Origin of the sequence: Flavobacterium sp. UBA5153 (assembly GCA_002413745.1) — a bacterium.
GTDB lineage: Bacteria > Bacteroidota > Bacteroidia > Flavobacteriales > Flavobacteriaceae > Flavobacterium.
The window spans coordinates 55,377-77,880 of record DHXP01000012.1 but is presented as its reverse complement, the minus strand read 5'-3'; the positions used below and the strand labels follow the sequence as shown (position 1 = coordinate 77,880).

Genomic DNA, 22,504 nt, shown 5'->3' with positions numbered 1-22,504 from the left:
TTTTATTTTCTACACCAGTTCGCCTTGCTCGCGTTAAAGATACTTGTTTTTATTTGACCAAAATGATAAAAAAAATTCGCTTGAATCAGCGAATTTTTAATTTATTTTCTAGAACGGCATATCACTATCATCTTCATCATCATTCAAATTACTACCAAAAGCATCGTTTGCTGAAGGAAGATTTTTAGTTTGGAAAGGGTTGTCGTCATGATTCATTTTTGAAGGCAAATCATCGAAACTTCCGCCATAATCTTCAAGATTATCAAATTTACCCAAATGCCCAATAAATTTTAATCTAACATTTTCAAGGGAACCATTTCTGTGTTTTGCAATGATGAATTCGGCTTGACCTGCAGATGGCGTTTGCTCATCATCGTCCCATTCGTCAATTTTATAATATTCTGGTCGGTAAATAAACGACACAATATCGGCATCTTGCTCAATTGCTCCAGATTCACGAAGGTCGGAAAGTAAAGGTCTTTTGCTCGATCCACGGGTTTCAACCGCACGAGACAACTGGGATAACGCAATTACGGGAATCGCTAACTCTTTAGCCAAAGCTTTTAAATTTCTGGAAATGGTGGATATTTCTTGTTCCCTGTTTCCTCCGCCTTTTCCGTTTCCGCCGGCAGTCATCAATTGCAAATAATCGACAATGATGAGTTTTATTCCGTGTTGCGAAGCCAAACGTCTTGCTTTTGCCCTTAAATCAAAAATGGAAAGCGAAGGTGAATCGTCAATGAAAAGTGGTGCTTTTTCCAAATTTTTGACTTTCACACTTAGTTGTTCCCATTCGTGTTTTTCCAGTTTTCCCGTTCTCAATTTCTCTGATGACAAGCCAGTTTCCGAAGAAATTAATCTTGTAATCAACTGGACAGAGGACATTTCTAGCGAAAACAAAGCTACAGGATGGCCAAAATCTATGGCAATATTACGAGCCATCGATAGTACGAAAGCCGTTTTCCCCATCCCTGGTCGAGCCGCAATAATAATTAAATCGCTTTGTTGCCACCCAGATGTAATAGCATCCAATTTTGTAAAACCAGTTTCTATGCCACTTAATCCTTTTTGGTTTGCAATTTCCTCAATTCTTTTTTTGGCTTGTAATACTAAACTTTGGGCCGTTTCAGAACTACGTTTTATGTTTCCCTGTGTAACTTCATAAAGTTTAGATTCGGCTTTGTCCAATAAATCAAAAACATCGGTCGTTTCGTCATAGGATTCCTCTATAATATCCGTAGAAATTCGTATCAAACTACGTTGTATATATTTCTGCAGTATGATTCTGGAGTGAAATTCAATGTGGGCGGAAGATGATATTTTTTGGGTAAGCTGAATTAGGTAAAAATCGCCTCCTGCCAAGTCTAATTTTGCGTTTTTACGTAACTGAGCCGAAACTGTTAATAAGTCAATCGGTTGTGTATCCGTGAAGAGCTGAACAATGGCTTCAAAAATATGTTTGTGTGCTTCTTTATAAAAAGCATCAGGCTGTAAAATGTCTATTACCTCATCAACCCCTTTCTTGTCAATCATCATTGCACCAAGCACAGCCTCTTCCAAATCTAAAACTTGTGGCGGCAATTTTCCTTTTTCAAGGTTTATGATAGTTGTCTTATCGATTTTTATTGGGTTTATGTTTCTGAAGTTTTCCATATAGCGAAAGTAACAAAAATTAAAAAAACATTACTATTGAGTTATTACAAATAATTGTTTATAACCAACCATTCTTTGTTAATAACCAAAAAAAAATCCGAAGCGGCGTGGCTTCGGATTAAACAGTATATTGTAAGATTTTACTCTTTATATTCGCCCATCTTGCTGTATTTATCCATTCTCTGGGCAACTAATTCTTGTGTTGATAAGTCTTTCAATTCATTGAATCCTTTCATAATGTATTTTTCCACGGTTTTGAAAGTCGTTTCTCTATCAAAGTGGGCGCCACCAAGAGGTTCCGGAATAATATCATCAATCAATTTTTGTTTTTTCATATCGGAAGAAGTCAATTTCAAGGCTTCGGCAGCTTGCTCCTTATAATCCCAGCTTTTCCAAAGAATAGAGGAACAAGATTCTGGAGAAATCACGGAATACCATGTGTTTTCCAGCATATAAACTCGATCACCCACTCCTATTCCCAATGCACCACCCGAAGCACCTTCGCCAACGATGACAACAATAATTGGCACTTTTAAACGAATCATTTCAATAATATTTCTGGCAATTGCTTCTCCTTGTCCGCGTTCTTCTGCTTCAATGCCAGGAAAAGCTCCCGGAGTGTCTATCAACGATAAAACCGGAATACCAAATTTCTCTGCCATTTTCATCAATCGCAAGGCTTTTCGGTAACCTTCAGGATTTGCCATTCCAAAATTTCGATACTGACGGGTTTTTGTATTGTATCCTTTTTGTTGACCAATTATCATAAAAGATTGACCTCCAATTTTTCCCAAACCGCCTATCATGGCTTTGTCGTCCTTGAATCCTCTATCGCCGTGAAGCTCCAGAAAAGTATCACCGCAAAGTGCATTTATGTGATCTAAAGTATACGGTCTGTTGGGATGTCTGGACAATTGTACGCGTTGCCAGGCAGTCAGGTTTTTATAAATATATTTTTGGGTATCTTCTAGTTTTTTTTTGATTTGTTGGCAAGTATCCGTTACATCAACATCTGATTCTTGCCCGATAACTAGACATTTATCTAACTGGTCTTCAAGTTCTTTTATTGGAAGCTCAAAATCTAAATATTCCATGGGATTTGTGCGTTTTTGTTTTTGATTTGAATTGCAAATATAAAATTTAAAATTGTCAAAAACCGTTTATTTTTTATTTAAGTGCAAATTAAGTCCAAGTATAAAACTACCTGAAACCTATCAATCTTTGTTTGTATAATAATGTTTAATAAAGCCGTTCAGGATAACCGTAATTACAATTAGTACGGCTCCAATGTAAAACTCAACACTCATTTTTTCTTTTCCGCCAATGATAAAATAGGCCAAAATAATGCCGTAAACCGGTTCTAAACTCGTGGTAAGCATTACAGTATATGGTGATAGTTTTTGCATAATTTTTACCGATGCCGTGAAAGCATAAGCGGTACAAACCGAAGCCAGAATTAGAATTAAAACCCAATCCTTGGAAGTCAGAATAAAGAAGTCGGCCTTAAATTTATGCTGAAATAAAAAATAAATGGAAATGAAAACAACCCCTGACATAAATTCATAAAATGTTATGACCGAGGATTCGTGTTTATGTATTAATTTTCCGTTCATAAGAGTAAATAATACTCCCAAAATTATTGAGGCCAAAGCGTACAAGATTCCTTCAAAATAATTGATCTCGACCTGCAAAATAAGAACAAGTCCCGCAATAATTATAAGTCCAAAAAACACCTCGTACCATAATACTTTTCTTCCATAAAAAACAGGCTCCAATATGGAAGTAAAAAAAGCTCCCAACGAAAAAACTGACAAAGTGATGGATACATTTGAAATATGGATAGCCTTGAAAAAAAATATCCAATGAACAGCAATGAGTAGTCCCACAAAAATCAATTTGAAAAATTCCTTTATTGGAATTCGAAATGATTTCTTTTTGAAAAGAATAAAAAGGAATAAAAAAATTCCCGCAAAAAGCATTCGATACCAAACCAAAGCTTCTGCTTTGATTGAAATCAGGGCACCCAATATTGCCGTGAAACCCCAAATAAATACAATTAAATGAAGATTTAAGTAACTTCGTAATTTATCGTTTCGCATTTCGTAATAAAAAAATGGCTAAAATTCCGAAAACTATATTAGGAAACCAAACTGCCAATAAAGGCGAAATACTTGATTTTTCGGCTAATGTTCCAAATATTTTGTCAAAAAAGACAAAGGCAAAAGCCAATGCGATTCCAATGGCTAAACTCAATCCCATACCTCCTCTTCGTTTCATTGACGAAACCGCAACGGCGATGATGGTAAGAATAAATGCCGAAGCAGGAATGCTGTATTTTTTATATAAAACCACCAGATACACGTTGACGTTTGAAGAGCCTCGGCGTCTTTCCTTATCGATAAACCGGTTCAACTTGTCCAAACTCAATGTTTCGGCAATATAAACCACAGGGGTCAAATCCTCTAAATCAAAACTAAATTTCGCGTCTTTTTTGTCCACTTTTTCAATTTTATCCCCTAACTCCCCAACGGTTCTTTTGGTGTAATCATACATCGTGTAATTCTTGGTTTTAGGATTCCATTGTATCCTGCTGGACGTAATTTTATACTCTAATTTGTCACCTTTGAACTTCTCATAACTAAAGTTAAAAGCTGTTTTTGATACGGTGTTAAAACTATTTACATAGATAAATTCATTATCGCTTAATTGTCGGTATACATCCGTATCGTCACCTCTCATCTGTTCTTTCCCCCCAGTTCTAAGATAAGTATACCGGAAATTATTGAAACCCTCACTAGATTTTGGAACGATAAAGAATCCCATTAATAATACAACAACTGAAATAATGGATGCGCCAATTAAAAAGGGTCTCAAAAATCTCGTAAACGAAATTCCAGAACTTAAAATGGCAATAATTTCGGTGTCATTGGCCAATTTTGAGGTAAACCAAATAACCGATAAAAACAAAAATATAGGGAATAATAAATTGGTGAAATAAATGGTGAAATTATAATAATAAATCGCAATGTCAACAAATGGAATTTTATTTTCGATCATAAAATTGATTTTCTCCGAAACATCAATAATAATCCCAATGGGCGCAAACAAAGCCAACATAACCACAAATGTGGATAAATATTTTTTTAAGATGTATTTGTCTAATATATTCATTTTTTTTAGTTTCGGGTTTCAAGTTTCAGGTTTTAAGTTTCAGGTTGTTAACATATCTTCCAACTCCAACAACTTGAAACTTTAAACAAAAATAACTTGAAACTTTTTTACAATCTCTGGCTCATATTCCTTACCATCATTTCTTTCCAAGTCCTGAAATCTCCGGCTAAGATATGCTTTCTGGCCTCACGAACCAACCACATATAAAATCCAAGATTGTGTATCGTCGCAATTTGTTTTCCAAGATATTCATTGGCGGCAAACAAGTGGCGCAAATACGCCTTCGTATATTCCGTGTCCACAAAAGTGTGTCCCATTTCATCAACCGGCGAAAAGTCGTCTTCCCATTTTTTGTTCTTGATATTGATGGTTCCAAAGGCCGTAAACAACATTCCGTTTCTGGCATTACGTGTTGGCATCACGCAATCGAACATATCGATTCCCAAGGCAATATTTTCAAGAATATTTATTGGAGTTCCCACACCCATAAGGTATCGTGGTTTGTCTTCCGGAAGAATTTCACAAACAATTTCAGTCATCGCATACATTTCCTCGGCGGGTTCGCCAACGGAAAGTCCGCCAATGGCGTTGCCTTGCTGGCCTGAATTCGCAATATATTCAGCCGATTGTTGACGTAAATCCTTGTACGTGCTTCCTTGAACTATGGGAAAAAAAGTTTGGTCATAACCGTATTTTGTTGGCACTTTTTCCAAATGATTAATACATCTGTCCAACCAACGGTGCGTCATTTTCATCGATTTTTGTGCATACCGATAATCACAAGGATAAGGCGTGCATTCGTCGAAAGCCATGATAATGTCGGCACCGATGGTGCGTTGAATTTCCATCACGTTTTCGGGTGTGAAAAAATGATACGATCCGTCGATATGCGATTTGAACTTCACTCCTTCTTCCTTGATTTTTCTATTGGCCGAAAGCGAATACACTTGGTAACCACCGGAATCCGTCAAAATATTCCGGTCCCAATTCATGAATTTGTGCAAACCACCTGCTTTTTCCAATATTTCGGTTTGCGGTCGAAGGTATAAATGGTAGGTGTTTCCCAGGATAATATCGGGATTAATATCGTCTTTCAATTCGCGTTGGTGCACTCCTTTTACCGAGGCAACCGTGCCCACAGGCATAAAAATGGGGGTTTCAATCACGCCGTGGTCCGTGGTGATACTTCCCGCCCTGGCTTTGGACTGCGGATCTTTTTGTAATAAATCAAATTTCATAAATCATTTTTCAGAGCGCAAAGATAATTTATTTAAGATTTAGTCCCGACACTTCGGGATAGGATTTAGGATTTTATTTAACAATACCGTTTTGAATCTGAAAACTAAAGTTATAAATAGTAATGATTTGTAAATGGAAGCGAGTATTGGCAGGATAAATGCATCCATTTAAAACAATTAAAAATGTGCCGTTAGACACTAAATACCGGTAGAAAATGATTTTATTATGGTATTTTGCGTGCCGTAGGTACGCGACATCGTACTTTTTGTTGCGTACCTATGGCACGCTGTGTTTATCTTCGATACTATTGCTACCATTATTTAGTGCCTGACGGCACAAAAATAAAAATGTAGAGTTTGTCTTGCAGGTATTAGCTTTGTGTAAGTGAATTCATTAAGTTTGTGGGAGATGGGAACAACTTAAGAAGAATAGAATAAACTTATTTAATTCTAATTTTATTATTATGGCTAAAAATATTTCTATTGAAATAATTTCAACAAATTTGGGGCCGCATGAGGCTTTAAATACTAAAGTACAAACTAGTTCTTTAGAAATAGGAATATATGCTAATAATGGCTCTGGTAAAACTTTTCTAAGCAGAGCTTTTAGACTAAGCACAAAAGATGAATTACAAGCTTCTGATTCAAATAAATTATTGACAATTGGAAAAAATGACGGGGCATTTAAACTAAAAATAACAAATGCGAGTGAGCGAGGTGTGAATAGAAATTTTGAATTTACAATGAGTAGAGACAAAATTCCAAATATTACGAAAAACACAACGGGATATCTATTTCGTGTTTTCAATGATGATTACATAAAAGAAAATTTAGAAGGGCTGAAATATAAACCAAATGGGCAAATTCAAGGTTACATATTGGGTAAAGAAAAAATTGATTTAACAAAAGAGAAAGCAGAATTAGAAAAAACAAAATCTGAGCTTGAAACAAAAGAAAAAGAATTAAAAGAAAAGGTTAAAACTGCAATAGAAGATTTAGATGATTTATCAATTCGAAAGAATACAGGAGAATATCAAAATGTTAATTTTAATAATCTTTTCAATCCTACTTTTAGTATTACTGAAACTCAAAAATTTAATGACTTAATTAATCAACATAATCAATTAAAATCATTACCAGATAATTTACCCGACTTGAGGAATGTTAGTTATTTAAAGAAAACTACAACGACCACATTAATCTCTGAATTTTTAAATGAATCTTTTACTAAAAGTAGCATTGCAGAAGTTTTTAAACAGAAAATAAAAAACAAACAAGAATTTGTAGAAACTGGAATTAAATTACTTGATGAAACAAAAAGTAAATGCCCTTTTTGTGAACAAAATCTTGAAGAAAATTCATTAAAACTAATTGATCAATATTTAGAGTATCTATCTGAAACAGAAGCACAACAAATAAAAAAATCAAACGATTTATATGCTCAATTCCTTAGCGACAAAAAAGAATACAGTGAAATTTATAAATTATCCAAAAATCTCGAGCTGGAATACATAAAAAATCAAAAGTATATTCCCTCATTAAGTGACATAAATTTATCTGAATTTCAGGATTTAAAGAAACTAGATACTCAATACAAAATAATTCATGATGCGCTCGAAAAAAAGAAAGAAGACATTGCAGTCGCAATTTTAAATATTGAAACTAAAACTGCTATTGAAAATATTGAATCGTGGATACAAAATTCAAACGAAAAAATTCAATCAAATGCTGCAATTTTAAAAAGCTTTAATGACAAAAAGAATAACATTAATTCTGAAAAACTTGATTTAAATAAAAGATTATGCAGGGCTAGATTTAATGAATTGAAAACTGCTCAATCTGATAAAATAAAAGAAATCGATAATTGCAATTTAATAATTAAAACTTTACAAGAGGATATTCTTCAAAAAGAACAAAATGAAAAAATTTCAAAAAAGCAAAAAGTAGTTGAAACATTTACTCAACTACTGACTAAATTCTTTGGAACAAAATATTCTTTTGATGACACAAATTTCTGCTTAAAATTTAAAAATCATCTTCTAGAATCAAATGCAAGCGATGTTTTGAGCAACGGTGAAAAAAGTATAGTCGCATTCTGTTTTTATATTGCAGAAACTCATAAATTCATTGATAAAGAAGAAGATTATAATAAACTTTTTTTTATTATCGATGATCCCATATCTAGTCAAGATTTCCACTTTGTATACGCAACGTCACAAATTATAAGAACGCTAAATAAGTTATTCAACACACAAAAATTGCGGTTAATTGTGTTGACACACAATTTAGAGTTTATGTCTATCCTAATTAGAAATAAAATCATTAATCAGAAATTTGTTTTGATTGACAACAAACTTAAAACCTTGGGTAATGAATTAATCATGCCATATGAGGAACACTTAAGGGATGTATACGGAATCTCGCAAGGAACAAAAACTCCATCTCATACAACACCCAATTCTTTAAGGCATATATTAGAAACAATAAATAGATTTATTGCTCCAGATATAGAACTAAATACTTTTTGCGAAAGAATAGATGATTTTGCTGAAAATGAATTTTTGTACTCTTTAATGCATGACGGATCGCATGGAGGAATTCGACTTCAAAAAGGCTATACAGAACCAATGATTAAAGCCGCATGTGATGTTGTTGCTAATTATGTTTTAAAAGATTTTTCAGGACAAATTAAAATTATAACCAACTGAAAATCAGCATTTTTTAACAAAATAAATACTGCTTTTGGTTGCATCCCATTGGATATATAATTACCTTTGAAATAGCGGCAATCGCCTTTTTACCAAAAAAGTTAGTTATGAAAAAGACGCTATTCCTTCTATTTTTTCATTTCCTATTTATTCTTTCAGCCGTTGCACAAGACGCAAAATGACATCGTCAAAAAAGCCGATGACAAGGCAAAAGGCAAAACCTCCATTGCCAACATCACCATTCAAACCATCCGTCCCACTTGGTCTCGGGAAATGAGCGTAAAAGCCTGGACAAAAGGCAACGATTTGACCCTGATTTTGGTTTTGGCTCCAGCCAAGGAAAAAGGAGTCGTCTTTTTGAAAAGAAAAAAAGAAGTCTGGAACTGGATTCCCTCCATTGAACGCAACATCAAAATGCCGCCTTCGATGATGAGCCAAAGCTGGATGGGAACCGATTTTACCAATGACGATTTGGTCAAGGAGGCCTCCATTCTCGAAGATTACAACCATTCGTTTCTGGAAGACGTGGTTATTGACGGCAGGAATTGTTATAAAATCCAGCTGTTGCCCAAACCAAAATCGGCAGTGGTTTGGGGAAAAGTGGTGATGTGCATCGATAAAAAAGATTTCCTGATGTTGTATGTCGAATATTTCGACGAAGACGGAAAACTCATCAATATGATGCATTGCACCGACATCAAAATGCTCGGAGGACGATTGTTGGCCGGAAAAATGGAAATGACGCCAGCCAACAAGAAAGGAAACAAAACCGTCTTGATTTACAACTCGCTGGTTTTTGACACGCCTCTCGACGATTCCTTTTTCAGTACCCAGAATTTAACCAAGGTACGATGATTCTGAAATTAATCTGGCGAAATCTTTGGCGCAACAGCCGCCGAACGCTAATCACGATGGCTTCAATAGCTTTTGCGGTTTTGTTTGCTATTTTGATGAAGTCTTTCCAGAATGGCGTTTTCAACAATTTAATCAAAAACGTCGTGGGTTATTATTCGGGTTATGTGCAAATTCACCAAAAAGGATATTGGGACGAACAGGTGCTTGACAATTGTTTTGCCTTGGATAATTCCCTAATCGAAAAACTTAAACAAAATCCCCAAATAAACGAAATCGTTCCCCGACTGGAAACTTTCGTCTTGATTTCTAAAGGGAATTCGACCAAAGGCTGTATGCTCGTGGGCACGGATGCAGTAAAAGAAAATAACTTGACACAATTGAAAAGCAAATTGATAAACGGAAGCTATTTCGAAAATAATGAAGATGCGGTGCTACTGGCCGAAGGTTTGGCAAAACGAATTAATGCAAATGTTAACGACACTATTGTTTTATTTGGCCAGGGTTTTCACGGCGCAATGGCTGCTGGAAAATTTAGGGTAAAAGGTATTGTGCGTTTGGCTTTACCGGCTTTGAATGATGCTTTTGTTTATCTGCCTTTGGCTGCGACCCAATATTATTTGAGCGCCGAAAACAGGCTTACTTCCCTGTCCTTGGGAGTAGATAATCCTGAAAACACAAATGACATTGTCAAAAACCTAAAGGCAACGATAAGTAAAAAACACGAAGTGATGTCGTGGCAGGAAATGATGCCTGAAATCTCCAACCACATCAAAGCCGACGGTTTTTCATTTTATATCTTTTCGGGAATATTGTACCTCATCATTGGTTTCGGACTTTTTGGAACCATTTTGATGATGACCGTTGAACGAACGTATGAATTCGGGATGCTCATCGCCATCGGAATGAAAAAAGGCAAATTAAAAATTATATTATTGGGTAAAACCCTTCTCATCACTTTGTTCGGGGTGGTTTTAGGAATGTTGTTAAGCCTGCCGTTGGTGATTTATTTACAGGAAAAACCGATACGTTTTAGTGGAGAAATTGCCAAAGCGTATGAGCAATTTGGCTTTGAAGCACTGTTTCCCGCTGAATTTGATTTGAATATTTTTTTCACACAATCTCTTATTGTCTTATTTATGGCAATCCTGATTGGATTGTATCCACTTTGGTTTGTGGGCGTTTTAAATCCTGTTAAAGCAATGAAAAAAAAAAAGCAAAATGAATATGTTGACCAAAATTGCGAGCAGAAATATCTGGAGGAGCCCAAAAAGAAGCCTCATCATCATCACCGCGGTAAGCATTGGTTTATGGGCGGGCATTTTTATGATGGCTTTTTATAACGGAATGATCGAGCAACGCATCAATTCCGCCATTACCGGCGAACTATCCCATATTCAACTGCACCATCCCGAGTTTAGAAAGGATTACGAAATAAAATACTACTTGCCAAATGGCAGAAAAATGCTCGAAACAATCGCCAAAAATCAAGGAATAAAAGCCGTGACTGGACGCATTATTATCAAGGGAATGATTGCGTCAGCAGCGGGAAGCAGCGGAATAACCATAAACGGGGTAATGCCTTCCGAGGAGCAATTGCTCACGAATCTCAAAGGCAAAATTATCAACGGAAATTATTTCAATCTAAAAAAAGAGAATGAAATACTGATTAGCGAAAAACTCCGAAAAAAATTAAAACTTGACCTCAACAAAAAAACCATCCTGACATTTCAGGATAAAGAAGGCAATCTTGCTTCGGCGGCTTTCCGGATTTGTGCCATTTACAAAACCATAAATGCACCTTATGACGACGCCAATGTTTTCGTAAAAATCACCGATATTGATTCGCTTTCCGGAATTCCGAAAGCCATCAACGAAATTGCAGTCTTGCTCGAATCAAGCAAATTAGTCGCCGAAAGTCAAAAAAGCCTGAAACAACAATTCCCAAAAATGGAAATCAAAAACTGGATGGAAATTGCGCCGGAACTAGGGTTAACAGTTTCTGTTGGAGATCAAATGGTGTATATTTTTATGGGAATCATTTTGCTCGCCTTGGCTTTTGGCATTGTTAACACGATGATGATGTCCGTTTTGGAAAGAACACGGGAGATTGGAATGTTGCTGGCCTTGGGAATGAATAAATTCAAAATATTCCAAATGATTATTCTGGAAACCTTTTTCCTGATTCTTGCCGGTTGTCCTATCGGAATTTTGCTTGCTTTCGCCACAATTGGAATAACCCACAAAACGGGAATCGACTTTAGCCAATTCTCGGAAGTGTATTCCAGTTTTGGATACAGCTCCATAGTTTATCCTTCTTTAACCTGGAACCAATTTGGAAATATTGTGATTTTGATTGTGATAACCGCTCTATTCTCGGCATTATTCCCGGCAAGAAGAGCCTTGAAATTGAATCCTGCCGAATCCTTAAAAAAATAATTACGATGCAAGAAACAGTAATTGACGCACACAATTTGTCTAAAATTTATGACGAGAAAACCATTCCGGTTTATGCCTTAAACAAGGTTCACCTGCATATTTCGCGTGGAGAGTTTACGGCTATCAAAGGCCCGTCGGGTTCGGGAAAAACCACTTTGCTGAATATGATTGGCGGACTGGACGTTCCTTCCGAAGGTTTTGTCGAGATAAACGGAACCAATATTACCGCTTTGAAAGGCAATGAACTGGTAGATTTCAGGTTGAATAATATTGGATTTGTATTCCAGTCCTATAATTTGATTCCCGTGCTTACCGCCAAGGAAAACATTGAATTCATTATGCTTTTGCAAAAACGGCCTTCCAAAGAAAGAGAACAGCGGGTAATGGAATTGCTGAAACAAATAGGACTGGAAGATAAAATCAACAAAAGACCGAGAGAATTGTCGGGTGGACAGCAACAACGAGTGGCCGTGGCAAGAGCATTGGCACCAAAGCCACAATTTATTTTAGCCGACGATCCCACGGCAAATCTCGATTCGGTTTCGGCAGAAAATTTATTGAATATGATGTTAAAACTCAATCAGGAAGAAAATATGACTTTTGTTTTTTCGACCCACGACCAAAGAGTCATCAACCGCGCCAGAAGAGTCATCACACTGGAAGACGGAAAAATAGTTGCCGACACTTCGCCCACCACCGTTGAGCATAACAAAATTTAATATTAAAAATAATTCAATTTTGAAATTACACAAATACATATTCACAGCGATTTTATATTTCATCTGCATGACAGTTGTTGCGCAAACTGATGATGCAAAACCACCGTGGATAACCCTCAGCGGTTACATTAAAGACCTTCAAAGCACGAATTTCATCCAAAAAATTGATTCGAATGCTTCGGCAAACCTCATCCATAACCGCTTGAATTTAAAATTCAATATTTCGTCCAAATTTTCCGGTCGATTAGAAATACGAAATCGCATTATTTATGGCGAACAAATAAAACAAACTCCTGATTTTGGTAAAATCATCAATCAGTACAATGGCTTGTTCAATCTTTCCCATTTATGGATAAATGAAAAATCGTTCGTGGCACATTCCGTAATCGACAGAATGCTGATTCAATATGCTGATGAAAAATGGGATATTATTATCGGAAGACAACGTATCAATTGGGGCATCAATAATGTTTGGAATCCAAATGACATTTTCAATGCCTACAACTTCTTGGATTTTGATTATGAGGAACGTCCAGGCAATGATGCGGTGCGAATTCAACGGAATTTCAAAAATAATACGTCTCTTGAACTGGCCTATAAACCCGGAAAAAACAGCAACGAAAGCACAGCGGCAGCCTTATACAAATTTAACAAATGGAAATATGATTTTCAGTTTCTTGGCGGTATTTACCAGACTGATTTTGTTCTCGGAGGCGGCTGGGCCGGCAATATCAAAGAGGCCGGATTTAAAGGGGAACTGACTTATTTTCGACCAAAAAAAAATTCATTGGACCCCTCCGAAACCGTCAGCATTTCGATAATGGCAGACCAAACTTTCAAAAATGATTGGTACATTTCTGTTGCCACTTTATACAACAGCAATCCATCGAATGTTTTTGGCGTCAACGGAAATATTTACAATACTAACCTGTCAGCCAAAATGCTATTCCCTTTTAGATATAATTTTCACGCCAATTTTATGAAAACCATTTCTCCCATCAGCTCCTTTACCTTCGCATTTATATATTCTCCCGAAAAAAACACGTTGATTCTTATTCCCACTTTTGCGTGGAATGTGGCGACCAATTTTGATTTGGATTTCACGGCACAATCTTATTTTTCTGAACAACTTCACTCCTATAAGAATTTAGGAACCGGAATTTTCATCAGAAGCCGATGGAGTTTTTAAAAAGTAAAAAACGGATGGTTTGTTTTCTTAAAAACCCGAATTCCATAATTTTATTTTGGGCGTGACGACGCTTTCACTATCGTTGCAGCGTGGTCGGGCTATTCGTTGCAATCTCCCGATGAAAATTCGGGAGGATTTTCACTGCTATCCCTCACGCAAACCCGAGTAATGGTAAAAATATGGTTTCCTGCATTGATACTGTTTTGATTATTAGTAAATTGTATAAAAACACAACTGTATTATGATAAAAAAATCCATTTTAATAGAAAACAAGACGTCTATAACGACCAAAAATCTACAATTAGTCATCCAATCCGAAATTCGGGAAAGCACTATTCCCATTGAAGATATTGGATTTTTGGTTTTAGACCATCAGGAAATTTACATTAGTTTACCCGCCATGAATTTATTGGTCGAGAGCAATACCTCCATAATTATTTGCGCCAAAAATCATCTGCCAAACGGAATGTTCCTGAACCTCAACAGCCATCATATTCAACAAGAAGTTTTCAGGAACCAAATTGAAGCGTCAATGCCGCTAAAAAAACAATTATGGCAACAAACTATTGTCGAAAAAATAAATAATCAAGGCATATTGCTACAAAAAATTACGGGAAATAAAAATGCTTTTGAGTTTTTAGCATCCAAAGTTTTAAGTGGAGACACCACAAATATGGAAGGCGTTGCGGCACAACAATATTGGAAATCCTTTTTTGAAGCTGATTTTAAACGCGAACGGTTTGGCGATTATCCCAATAATTTCCTCAATTATGGTTACGCCATTCTTCGTGCAGCAACGGCAAGAGCGTTGTCCGGAAGTGGTTTGCTCAACACGCTAGGCATTCATCACAAAAGCAAATACAATGCTTTTGCCCTTGCCGACGATATCATGGAACCTTTTCGACCGCTCATTGATGAGAAAGTTTTTGAGATTATGCAACAGTATGACGAACAGGAATTGAATACCAAAATCAAATCAGAACTTCTGCAAGTATTGACCAGAACCGTTTATTTCAAGGAAGAGAAAAGTCCATTGATGGTGGCACTTCAAAAAACAGCAAGTTCTTTACAACAATGCTTTATGGGAAAAAGAAAGAAAATTAAATATCCGAAATTATGGAACTTAACGCCTACCGAATAATGTGGTTGTTTGTGTTCTTCGATTTGCCCACAGAAACCAAAAAAGACCGCCGGAATGCCTCACAATTTCGTGGCAATCTCCTGAAAGATGGTTTTAGTATGATGCAATATTCGGTTTATATTCGCCATTGCGCCAGTGGCGAAAGTGCCGATGTTCACGAAAAACGAATTAATAAACTCGTTCCACCATTGGGGAAAGTAAGTGTTTTGCGAATTACCGACAAACAATTTGGGATGATTATCAATTATCTGGGCAAAGCCAAACAGGATAGCGTGGATGCGCCGACTCAATTGGAATTGTTCTAGAAACAATCCTTCAAAATATTATTCATAAAATGTATCATCTATCCATTTTTCGGCATTGGTGTCAATATAATTACATATTCTTTCATACGCAGCTTCGTCTCTGATAATATGATCGTAAAAAGAACGTTGCCAAGCAAATTTATCATTTCCTAAAAGATGAATTTGTTTTGAAGATGTAGTTTTATATGCCCCTATTAATTCTGATAATGATTTGATTTTTATAAAATTATCCTTCCCTAAATTAGAATTAATTTCTATAATTCCGTGGACGTGATTTGGCATAACAATAAAAGAATGTAAAACAATATACGAATACTGATTGCCTAACCATTCCCATTGTCCATGTGCAATTTTTCCAAATTCATTTAATCTCATCTTTTGATTTGGATTATTTGGATTATCGATAGGTACGGACAGGTCGCGACCTGTCCCTACGTTCCCAAAATAACATATTCTATCTTGTACACAAATCGTAACGAAATACAAATTATCACTTGAATAATCAAATTCTAACATTCTATTTCGTTTTCTATTTTTCATACAAGAATATTTTATCCGGAAATATAATAATTAAAACCACAACCTAGGAATAAAAAAATGCCCCAATCTAGCCGATATTATACTAAAAAGGGGCATTTTATTTTACGATATTCACTCTTATTCCATTGATAATTAGAAGGTAACGAACCAACTAATATCGTTTTTTCTAATCTTTAATCAAACCACAACTCCGGATTGTCAAAACTACACCACACTTTTAATATCGTTTTTTCTAATCTTTAATCAAACCACAACATTGCCGGAGTATAAAGCCTCAAATAATATAATATCGTTTTTTCTAATCTTTAATCAAACCACAACATAATTTCCTTTTTTGGTATAATTGTGCTTAATATCGTTTTTTCTAATCTTTAATCAAACCACAACCTAATCATGTAAATACCCCAAATGTTACCAAATATCGTTTTTTCTAATCTTTAATCAAACCACAACCGGGACGATGTTGACAATCATGCAGCCTGAAATATCGTTTTTTCTAATCTTTAATCAAACCACAACCGTACTCGACGCGATAGAGCAAATAACTTCAATATCGTTTTTTCTAATCTTTAATCAAACCACAACCATAATGGAGCATTAGATGCTTGGTCAACAAATATCGTTTTTTCTAATCTTTAATCAAACCACAACTATGCCGTGAATTACTATCATTATTCTGTGAATATCGTTTTTTCTAATCTTTAATCAAACCACAACCCCAAAATCCTGCACATTTCAGAGAGAACAAATATCGTTTTTTCTAATCTTTAATCAAACCACAACTCGAGTTATACGAGCAATGGTGCAAGCGTAATATCGTTTTTTCTAATCTTTAATCAAACCACAACGGGCTACTGAGTCACACGCTTTCTCTATGTAATATCGTTTTTTCTAATCTTTAATCAAACCACAACTCCATTTACAATGCTGGCACTTGGGGAAGCAATATCGTTTTTTCTAATCTTTAATCAAACCACAACCATTGGAAACGATTGGGATTTAATTCAGTAAATATCGTTTTTTCTAATCTTTAATCAAACCACAACAACGCTAAAATCTTTAATGAAACACGGCGGAATATCGTTTTTTCTAATCTTTAATCAAACCACAACTCGTTGGTAAGGCGATGTTATCGCAGTACGAATATCGTTTTTTCTAATCTTTAATCAAACCACAACTGTACTCCTATCGAAGTGGGAAAGGCGAGCAATATCGTTTTTTCTAATCTTTAATCAAACCACAACAGTAAATGTTGAATCAGAAGAAGTTTTGAAAATATCGTTTTTTCTAATCTTTAATCAAACCACAACATTCGCATGGCACGACCTACAATTTGATAGAATATCGTTTTTTCTAATCTTTAATCAAACCACAACTCACTCTTGGTGGATGAAAACAATTACAGAAATATCGTTTTTTCTAATCTTTAATCAAACCACAACCCTTTTAAGGAAATGGCAGCAGACTTGGATAATATCGTTTTTTCTAATCTTTAATCAAACCACAACATATCAAAAGTTTTAATAGCGACTGCCATTAATATCGTTTTTTCTAATCTTTAATCAAACCACAACACCCACCAAACATTATCATTGTTTTTTCTAATATCGTTTTTTCTAATCTTTAATCAAACCACAACGGCTAAAGCATCAGTTACAAAAGCGTTGTCAATATCGTTTTTTCTAATCTTTAATCAAACCACAACTTTCTAACTAATGACTGTTGAAACGCTGTAAATATCGTTTTTTCTAATCTTTAATCAAACCACAACTGATCTTTTAATACCCGAATGCGTTTAAAAAATATCGTTTTTTCTAATCTTTAATCAAACCACAACTGAAAGCTACTGCATCCCTGCTGGGCGGATGCCATACCTTTCAGTTGTGGTTTGGCTGTTTAAGATGTCGAGCGAAATGTCAAAGAACAACCAAATTTACAAAAAATCAATCCTCCCTGTTGATGTGATTTCAAATTCTTTTTTAATTAATAAAAAATCGCAATTTGAAACTCTTAACCTTAACCAAGGTACTGGATTTTCAAAATCAACTTGAGAATTTTTTAAATTATTGTCCGCCATAAATTTTACAATTGTCAATTCTTCTTTATTTGAACTGCTTTGTTGCATTGCCGTTTTATGATGCCTGAATTGGATTCTTCCATCTCCTTCAAAAGCAATCACTTTATATAATCTCTTCGGTAAATCTTTATTGCCAATTTCATTTAATTCTTCTTTATTTTCTTTGTAAAACAAGACTAAATCTCCTTTTTTCACTTCATACTTTAATGGTAATTGAGTTTTTAAATGAATCAAAGGAACCAATGAATTAGCATTGTTATTTTTATTACTTAACTTAAAGTAAGCTCCAGCATCCATATAATTAACCGATTCGAAACTCCTTTTAACATTTCCTTTTTTGTCAATTCCTTCATAGATAGCCATTGCAAAATTCTCATCATTTTGAGCATACACTTTTTGTTTATGTTCAAATCTTGATTTTGATAAAGTACCATGCTCTTTAATTTCTAATGGATTTTTTAATCCAGTAAAAATTCTTACCTTGTTTATAGGAATACCAACTAAATCCTTTTCTTTGTTTGGTTCTCTCATCCAAATAGTTGTCCCTTCTTTAACAACAGCAACTTTTTTTCCTTGAACCGTTTTAAAAGTAATTAATTCATCATTAACTGCTTTCTGAATTTTTTGACAAACTATAGGATCAACAATGTTTTTTATATCATTTTCTGATAATTTAGATAACGCTTTACGAATCACAAAATTAATTTCATCAATACCTTTTTCATCTTTTTTAATTACAAAAGCACCTTTAGATGTATGTTTAGGTTTGTTTGTATTATCATCTATTTCTGGTTGCTTTATCGCCCCATAAATGCTATCCTGATGCAAAGAACCCCGAACGGTGTCGCCTTGATGAAAACGCGCCATTTTTTCTCCCTTGGAATCCTTCTTGAAAATAATTTTGTTATTGCTGTCTTTTCTTGGAACACTTTTTCCGTTTGCATCACTTTCCATTTCGGCAACAAACTGCTTTTTGCCCCGAATTCTAATAATCTTTTTAGATTGTTTCTTGACATTATCAGGCGTGTGATGTGAAACTAATATCTCTTCCTCAATCTTTTTTAAATCTTCGGTAAAGGTTTTCCAAGGTTTTGATTGTTCGAGAACTGACTTCATCAATTTGTATTGATTTTTATCCAAGTCGTCTTCTAAATCCCAAGCGTGCGCCATTATATCATATTTCTCTTTGGTCATACAAGCAATCGTAATGGCATCGATACAATGGTGCGTGTGTTTGCTACGGTCTTTGATTTCATAATATTTCTTGCCGTCTTTAATGTAACTTTCCTGAATTCCCCACGCTTTTCTAAACTCGGCTACCATTCCTCCTTTTACGGCTTCTACTCTACCAAAATATGATTTTAAATACGCACTGGCATATTTGGTTATAATTCCTGTATCTGGAATTTGACTGTTTTTGAAACCTATTTTTGGTTCTTTATAAGTAAATCGTTCATATTTTCCTTTGAAATAATCTTTTTGCAAATTCAATTTATGGCGGAATCTTATTTTTCTATCTTTCTGTTCCTTTGTAGTTGCCGCTTTAATGGCTCTTGAAATTCCGATTATTTTATATTCTAATTCCAAATATTTTTTTTGCCATGGCGCGACCCTAGCTAAAATATCGCTGTGATTGCTCAATTCAATAGGCATTTTATTCTTTTTAACCTCCCTATTGTATCGCTTGCTACACAAGGTTTTGTTCATTTGTGAATTGTCCTGCGATCTACTTCTAGGAATAGTATGTTCTATATCATAATCAGGGTCACTACCTATAATTTGACTAATACTAATATTGGTATATTGTTCTTCATAAATTGTTTTTCTATCTTGTTCAATCCATAATTGATACCGTAATATATCATCTTCTGTTGGTTCTATATCTATACCGCTCGCCGCTTTATAATCTTTTTTAATCTCATCAATATACTCTTTCCTGTTTTTTTCTATGTCTCTTTGATAATCTTGAATTCCTTTTCGCTTATTAGCATCGTTTAATTCTCGAGCCATTTCAATATGAATTCTCGTTTTTTCATCGATTTGACCCTCAACAATTAAGGCATTCAATACTTTCCGTAATTGGTGCAAGGCTCGCATTGCCATTGGATTTTTTATCGACGAAATCAACGGACTTCCTAAAACTAATTTTTCGTTTCCATTTCCATCTTTTGAAATTTGTTTTCTAAAAACATCAATATCCGACGGATGATATAGTTTTTTAAGCTTATTCTTGGCGTTACAAAAAACTTGTCCATCATCATTTTGACCGTCTAAAAAATCAAATACTTTTTCGTCTAATCGTTTTATTGTCAAGAACTCATATTTCTTAAGTTGCTCAATATAAACGGGGAACAATTCGTTTATGATAGTTTCTTTTTGGTCTTCAATTTTATTTGATTTCACAAAATAACTCACCTTTTTGTCTAAATCTGATTTGTATGCGGCTTCTGCTTCTTTTGAATAATAGAAACCTCCAACTTTACATTCCTTAATAAGTCCATTTACAATTTCCAATAAATTATTATCAAAGGTATTTGTGTCTATTAATTCGGCGATTTTAGTTTGAATATATTTCCTGTCATCAAGGTTTTTCCAAATGTCGGCATCTACAATATTTTCAATATTTGCCATAAAAACAGCGTGCGAATACAATAATCCTTCTCTTAAAAAAGGATTTATTTTATTAATTGCCGTTAAACTCAAACTGGCAAAGTCTTTCTTTAGTTTTATTTTGCTGAATAAAATGGCTTTTTTATCGTCTAATTTCAATTTGTCTTTTGCAAATTCCTGCAAATACAAATCAGATGTAGATACGGAAATCAAATGCCATAAATCATTATAATCTACATTTCGTGTTACACTTTCACCATTCTTATTAAGAGTTTCATAGCTATAGATTTTAGTCTTCCAATCTTCACCCAAAGCATTTTTAAATGAAGTAGAAACCACACATCCACTCACGGAAGAATTCATATTATAATTAAACAAGTAATTGAAAGTTGCAGCTGTAGACGATTTATAAAAAGCATATTTACTGCCACTTGGCACTAACTCCTTGGCTAAATCTTCAAAATTAAAGTTGTCTTTTTTACGTAAAAACTTGGGAATGATTTTCAATCTTTCTTCGTTTGTAAGGAATCGTAAACCCTCATCGTCAGGAGTTTTTATCTTAATCGTATTGATAAAACACAACATTCTGTATTCCTCGAAATCTGGATGCGAGACTGCACATCGGGACTTGCTTTTTTCAAAAGTACATTTGCCAATTAAGCCTTTTTGGGACTTTAACGGTCTTTGAAAAAAGATTGCTTTATAAAGTTCTTTAGCTAATCCAAAATATCTTTTTTCGGGAAGTTTTTCAGAGGCTATAATTCCTTCAATTCCTTGAGCCAAACAAATAACTTCAAATTCAGAACGGTAATGTTCTTCACGAGAAGTATATTGATTTCTGATTTTGCCTTTGTTATACAAGCTGAAAAAATATTGTCCTAAAGTGGTATAATTTCCCAATTTCATAGCTTGAGAAATCTCGCCAATCTTTTGTTTGACAGCTCCTAAATCTTCTTTCTTGTTTAAACGTTCTATGAGAATGGATTTAGTTTTCTCAAAATCTTTTGGGTTATCTTTAATCGTTTTAAGAAATGAATTGTATAAGGTTTTCAATTTCTTTTCTCCTTCGTCCAAATCCGTGGCTTTGCGTTCAATTAAATCACGATCTTGAAAATAGTCTGTAAGTTCCATTTGAAGTTCGGAAATAGTTGAAACACTTTCAAGAATATCTTCTAAACCTGGTTTATGTTGCTCGATAACACCTTCCGCAGATTGGTCTAATCTGTTGCTCAAAAACCCACGCCTTTGCGCAATATGATACAAAGCTCTTCCTAACTCAAAAAGCGAAACCTTTTGTTTACTGGCTCTATCTCTAAAAATGTAGGGATTTATATTTTGGTCATCATCGGTTCGCAACCATTTCAAAAATTCAGGGTTTAGCGGATATTGCTTAAAGCCCGACTTACGCCATTCTTCAACTTCCTCAATTGACAAAGGGCACATTCCGTTTAAAGAAAGTACTTTTAGAGTTTCGTACTTTCGTAATTTTCTACGAAACTTGATTTTTCTGGCACTTCTAAAAGCTGTTCTTTCAGCTGCACGTGAACTTTCAATTCCTTTTTCTGATTTTACTCCTTCCGAAAATACCCGAACTCCTTTATCAATTAATGAAAAATCACTACTATCTTTCTCCACAATCGCCCACCCAATTGAGTTTGTCCCTAAATCCAATCCTAATATTTTTGCCATAATAATCTGTCTTTTTAAGAATTTCTAAAGTTAATAAGAAAATAATTGAATATTTTACGGTTTTCCACATTCAAACCTAATTATTTTATATGTACATTTGAATAGTGAAAATTTTATTCTAATCTTTAATCTTATCACAATAAGGCTATATGCCGTAGATGAAAATCTTTAGT

At 34.8% G+C, this 22,504-nt stretch carries 15 protein-coding genes and 1 CRISPR repeat array; of the genes, 8 read left to right on the top strand and 7 right to left on the bottom strand.

Features of this window, described 5'->3' with window-relative positions; translation table 11 throughout:
* Window positions 1-108: 108 nt before the first annotated feature.
* The 5 genes from dnaB to tgt form a co-directional block, all read right to left on the bottom strand.
* The gene (dnaB, locus tag B2145_RS02680; RefSeq protein ID WP_291097835.1) at window positions 109-1,653 is read right to left on the bottom strand and encodes a replicative DNA helicase; all 1,545 of its coding nucleotides are present in this window, start codon (window positions 1,651-1,653) and stop codon (window positions 109-111) included.
* A 140-nt stretch (window positions 1,654-1,793) separates the two neighbouring features.
* Window positions 1,794-2,747: an acetyl-CoA carboxylase carboxyltransferase subunit alpha gene (locus B2145_RS02675; protein WP_291097832.1), complete on the bottom strand. Its 954-nt coding sequence runs from the start codon at window positions 2,745-2,747 to the stop codon at window positions 1,794-1,796.
* 120 nt (window positions 2,748-2,867) lie between these two features.
* The gene (locus B2145_RS02670) at window positions 2,868-3,752 is read right to left on the bottom strand and encodes a DMT family transporter (protein WP_291097829.1); all 885 of its coding nucleotides are present in this window, start codon (window positions 3,750-3,752) and stop codon (window positions 2,868-2,870) included.
* Window positions 3,739-4,824: an LptF/LptG family permease gene (locus B2145_RS02665; protein WP_291097826.1), complete on the bottom strand. Its 1,086-nt coding sequence runs from the start codon at window positions 4,822-4,824 to the stop codon at window positions 3,739-3,741. The genes B2145_RS02670 and B2145_RS02665 overlap by 14 nt, the downstream gene beginning before the upstream one ends.
* Window positions 4,825-4,931: 107 nt before the next feature.
* Entirely contained in the window at window positions 4,932-6,062 is a 1,131-nt protein-coding gene (gene tgt / locus B2145_RS02660) for a tRNA guanosine(34) transglycosylase Tgt (protein ID WP_291097824.1), read from the bottom strand.
* A gap of 464 nt (window positions 6,063-6,526) precedes the next feature.
* Here tgt and B2145_RS02655 point away from each other — a divergent pair, with 464 nt between their 5' ends.
* From B2145_RS02655 to cas2, 8 genes are all read left to right on the top strand, one after another.
* Window positions 6,527-8,770: an AAA family ATPase gene (locus B2145_RS02655; RefSeq protein WP_291097822.1), complete on the top strand. Its 2,244-nt coding sequence runs from the start codon at window positions 6,527-6,529 to the stop codon at window positions 8,768-8,770.
* Between the two features lie 162 nt (window positions 8,771-8,932).
* Window positions 8,933-9,625 carry an outer membrane lipoprotein-sorting protein gene (locus tag B2145_RS02650; RefSeq protein ID WP_291097819.1) on the top strand — a complete coding sequence of 231 codons (693 nt, stop codon included), beginning with the start codon at window positions 8,933-8,935 and terminating at the stop codon, window positions 9,623-9,625.
* Entirely contained in the window at window positions 9,622-10,965 is a 1,344-nt protein-coding gene (locus B2145_RS02645; RefSeq protein WP_291097816.1) for an ABC transporter permease, read from the top strand. Before B2145_RS02650 ends, B2145_RS02645 begins: the two co-directional genes overlap by 4 nt.
* Window positions 10,850-12,061, top strand: coding sequence for an ABC transporter permease (locus tag B2145_RS02640; protein WP_291097858.1), 1,212 nt, complete (start codon window positions 10,850-10,852; stop codon window positions 12,059-12,061). The genes B2145_RS02645 and B2145_RS02640 overlap by 116 nt, the downstream gene beginning before the upstream one ends.
* A gap of 5 nt (window positions 12,062-12,066) precedes the next feature.
* Entirely contained in the window at window positions 12,067-12,780 is a 714-nt protein-coding gene (locus B2145_RS02635; RefSeq protein ID WP_291097813.1) for an ABC transporter ATP-binding protein, read from the top strand.
* Window positions 12,781-12,799: 19 nt separating this feature from the next.
* On the top strand, window positions 12,800-13,969 hold the full coding sequence (locus tag B2145_RS02630; RefSeq protein ID WP_291097811.1) for a hypothetical protein: 1,170 nt from the start codon (window positions 12,800-12,802) through the stop codon (window positions 13,967-13,969).
* Window positions 13,970-14,210: 241 nt separating this feature from the next.
* Window positions 14,211-15,110, top strand: a complete 900-nt coding sequence (cas1, locus tag B2145_RS02625) for a type II CRISPR-associated endonuclease Cas1 (RefSeq protein ID WP_291097808.1) — start codon at window positions 14,211-14,213, stop codon at window positions 15,108-15,110.
* On the top strand, window positions 15,086-15,415 hold the full coding sequence (gene cas2, locus B2145_RS02620) for a CRISPR-associated endonuclease Cas2 (protein WP_291097806.1): 330 nt from the start codon (window positions 15,086-15,088) through the stop codon (window positions 15,413-15,415). The genes cas1 and cas2 overlap by 25 nt, the downstream gene beginning before the upstream one ends.
* Before the next feature lie 18 nt (window positions 15,416-15,433).
* Here cas2 and B2145_RS02615 read toward each other — a convergent pair whose 3' ends face one another.
* Both B2145_RS02615 and cas9 read right to left on the bottom strand, forming a co-directional pair.
* Complete coding sequence (locus tag B2145_RS02615; RefSeq protein ID WP_291097803.1) at window positions 15,434-15,955, bottom strand: transposase; 522 nt, start codon at window positions 15,953-15,955, stop codon at window positions 15,434-15,436.
* Between the two features lie 153 nt (window positions 15,956-16,108).
* Window positions 16,109-17,792: direct repeats of the CRISPR family, unit length 36 nt; unit sequence AATATCGTTTTTTCTAATCTTTAATCAAACCACAAC.
* 96 nt (window positions 17,793-17,888) lie between these two features.
* Window positions 17,889-22,331, bottom strand: a complete 4,443-nt coding sequence (cas9, locus tag B2145_RS02610) for a type II CRISPR RNA-guided endonuclease Cas9 (RefSeq protein ID WP_291097800.1) — start codon at window positions 22,329-22,331, stop codon at window positions 17,889-17,891.
* Between the last annotated feature and the right edge of the window lie 173 nt (window positions 22,332-22,504).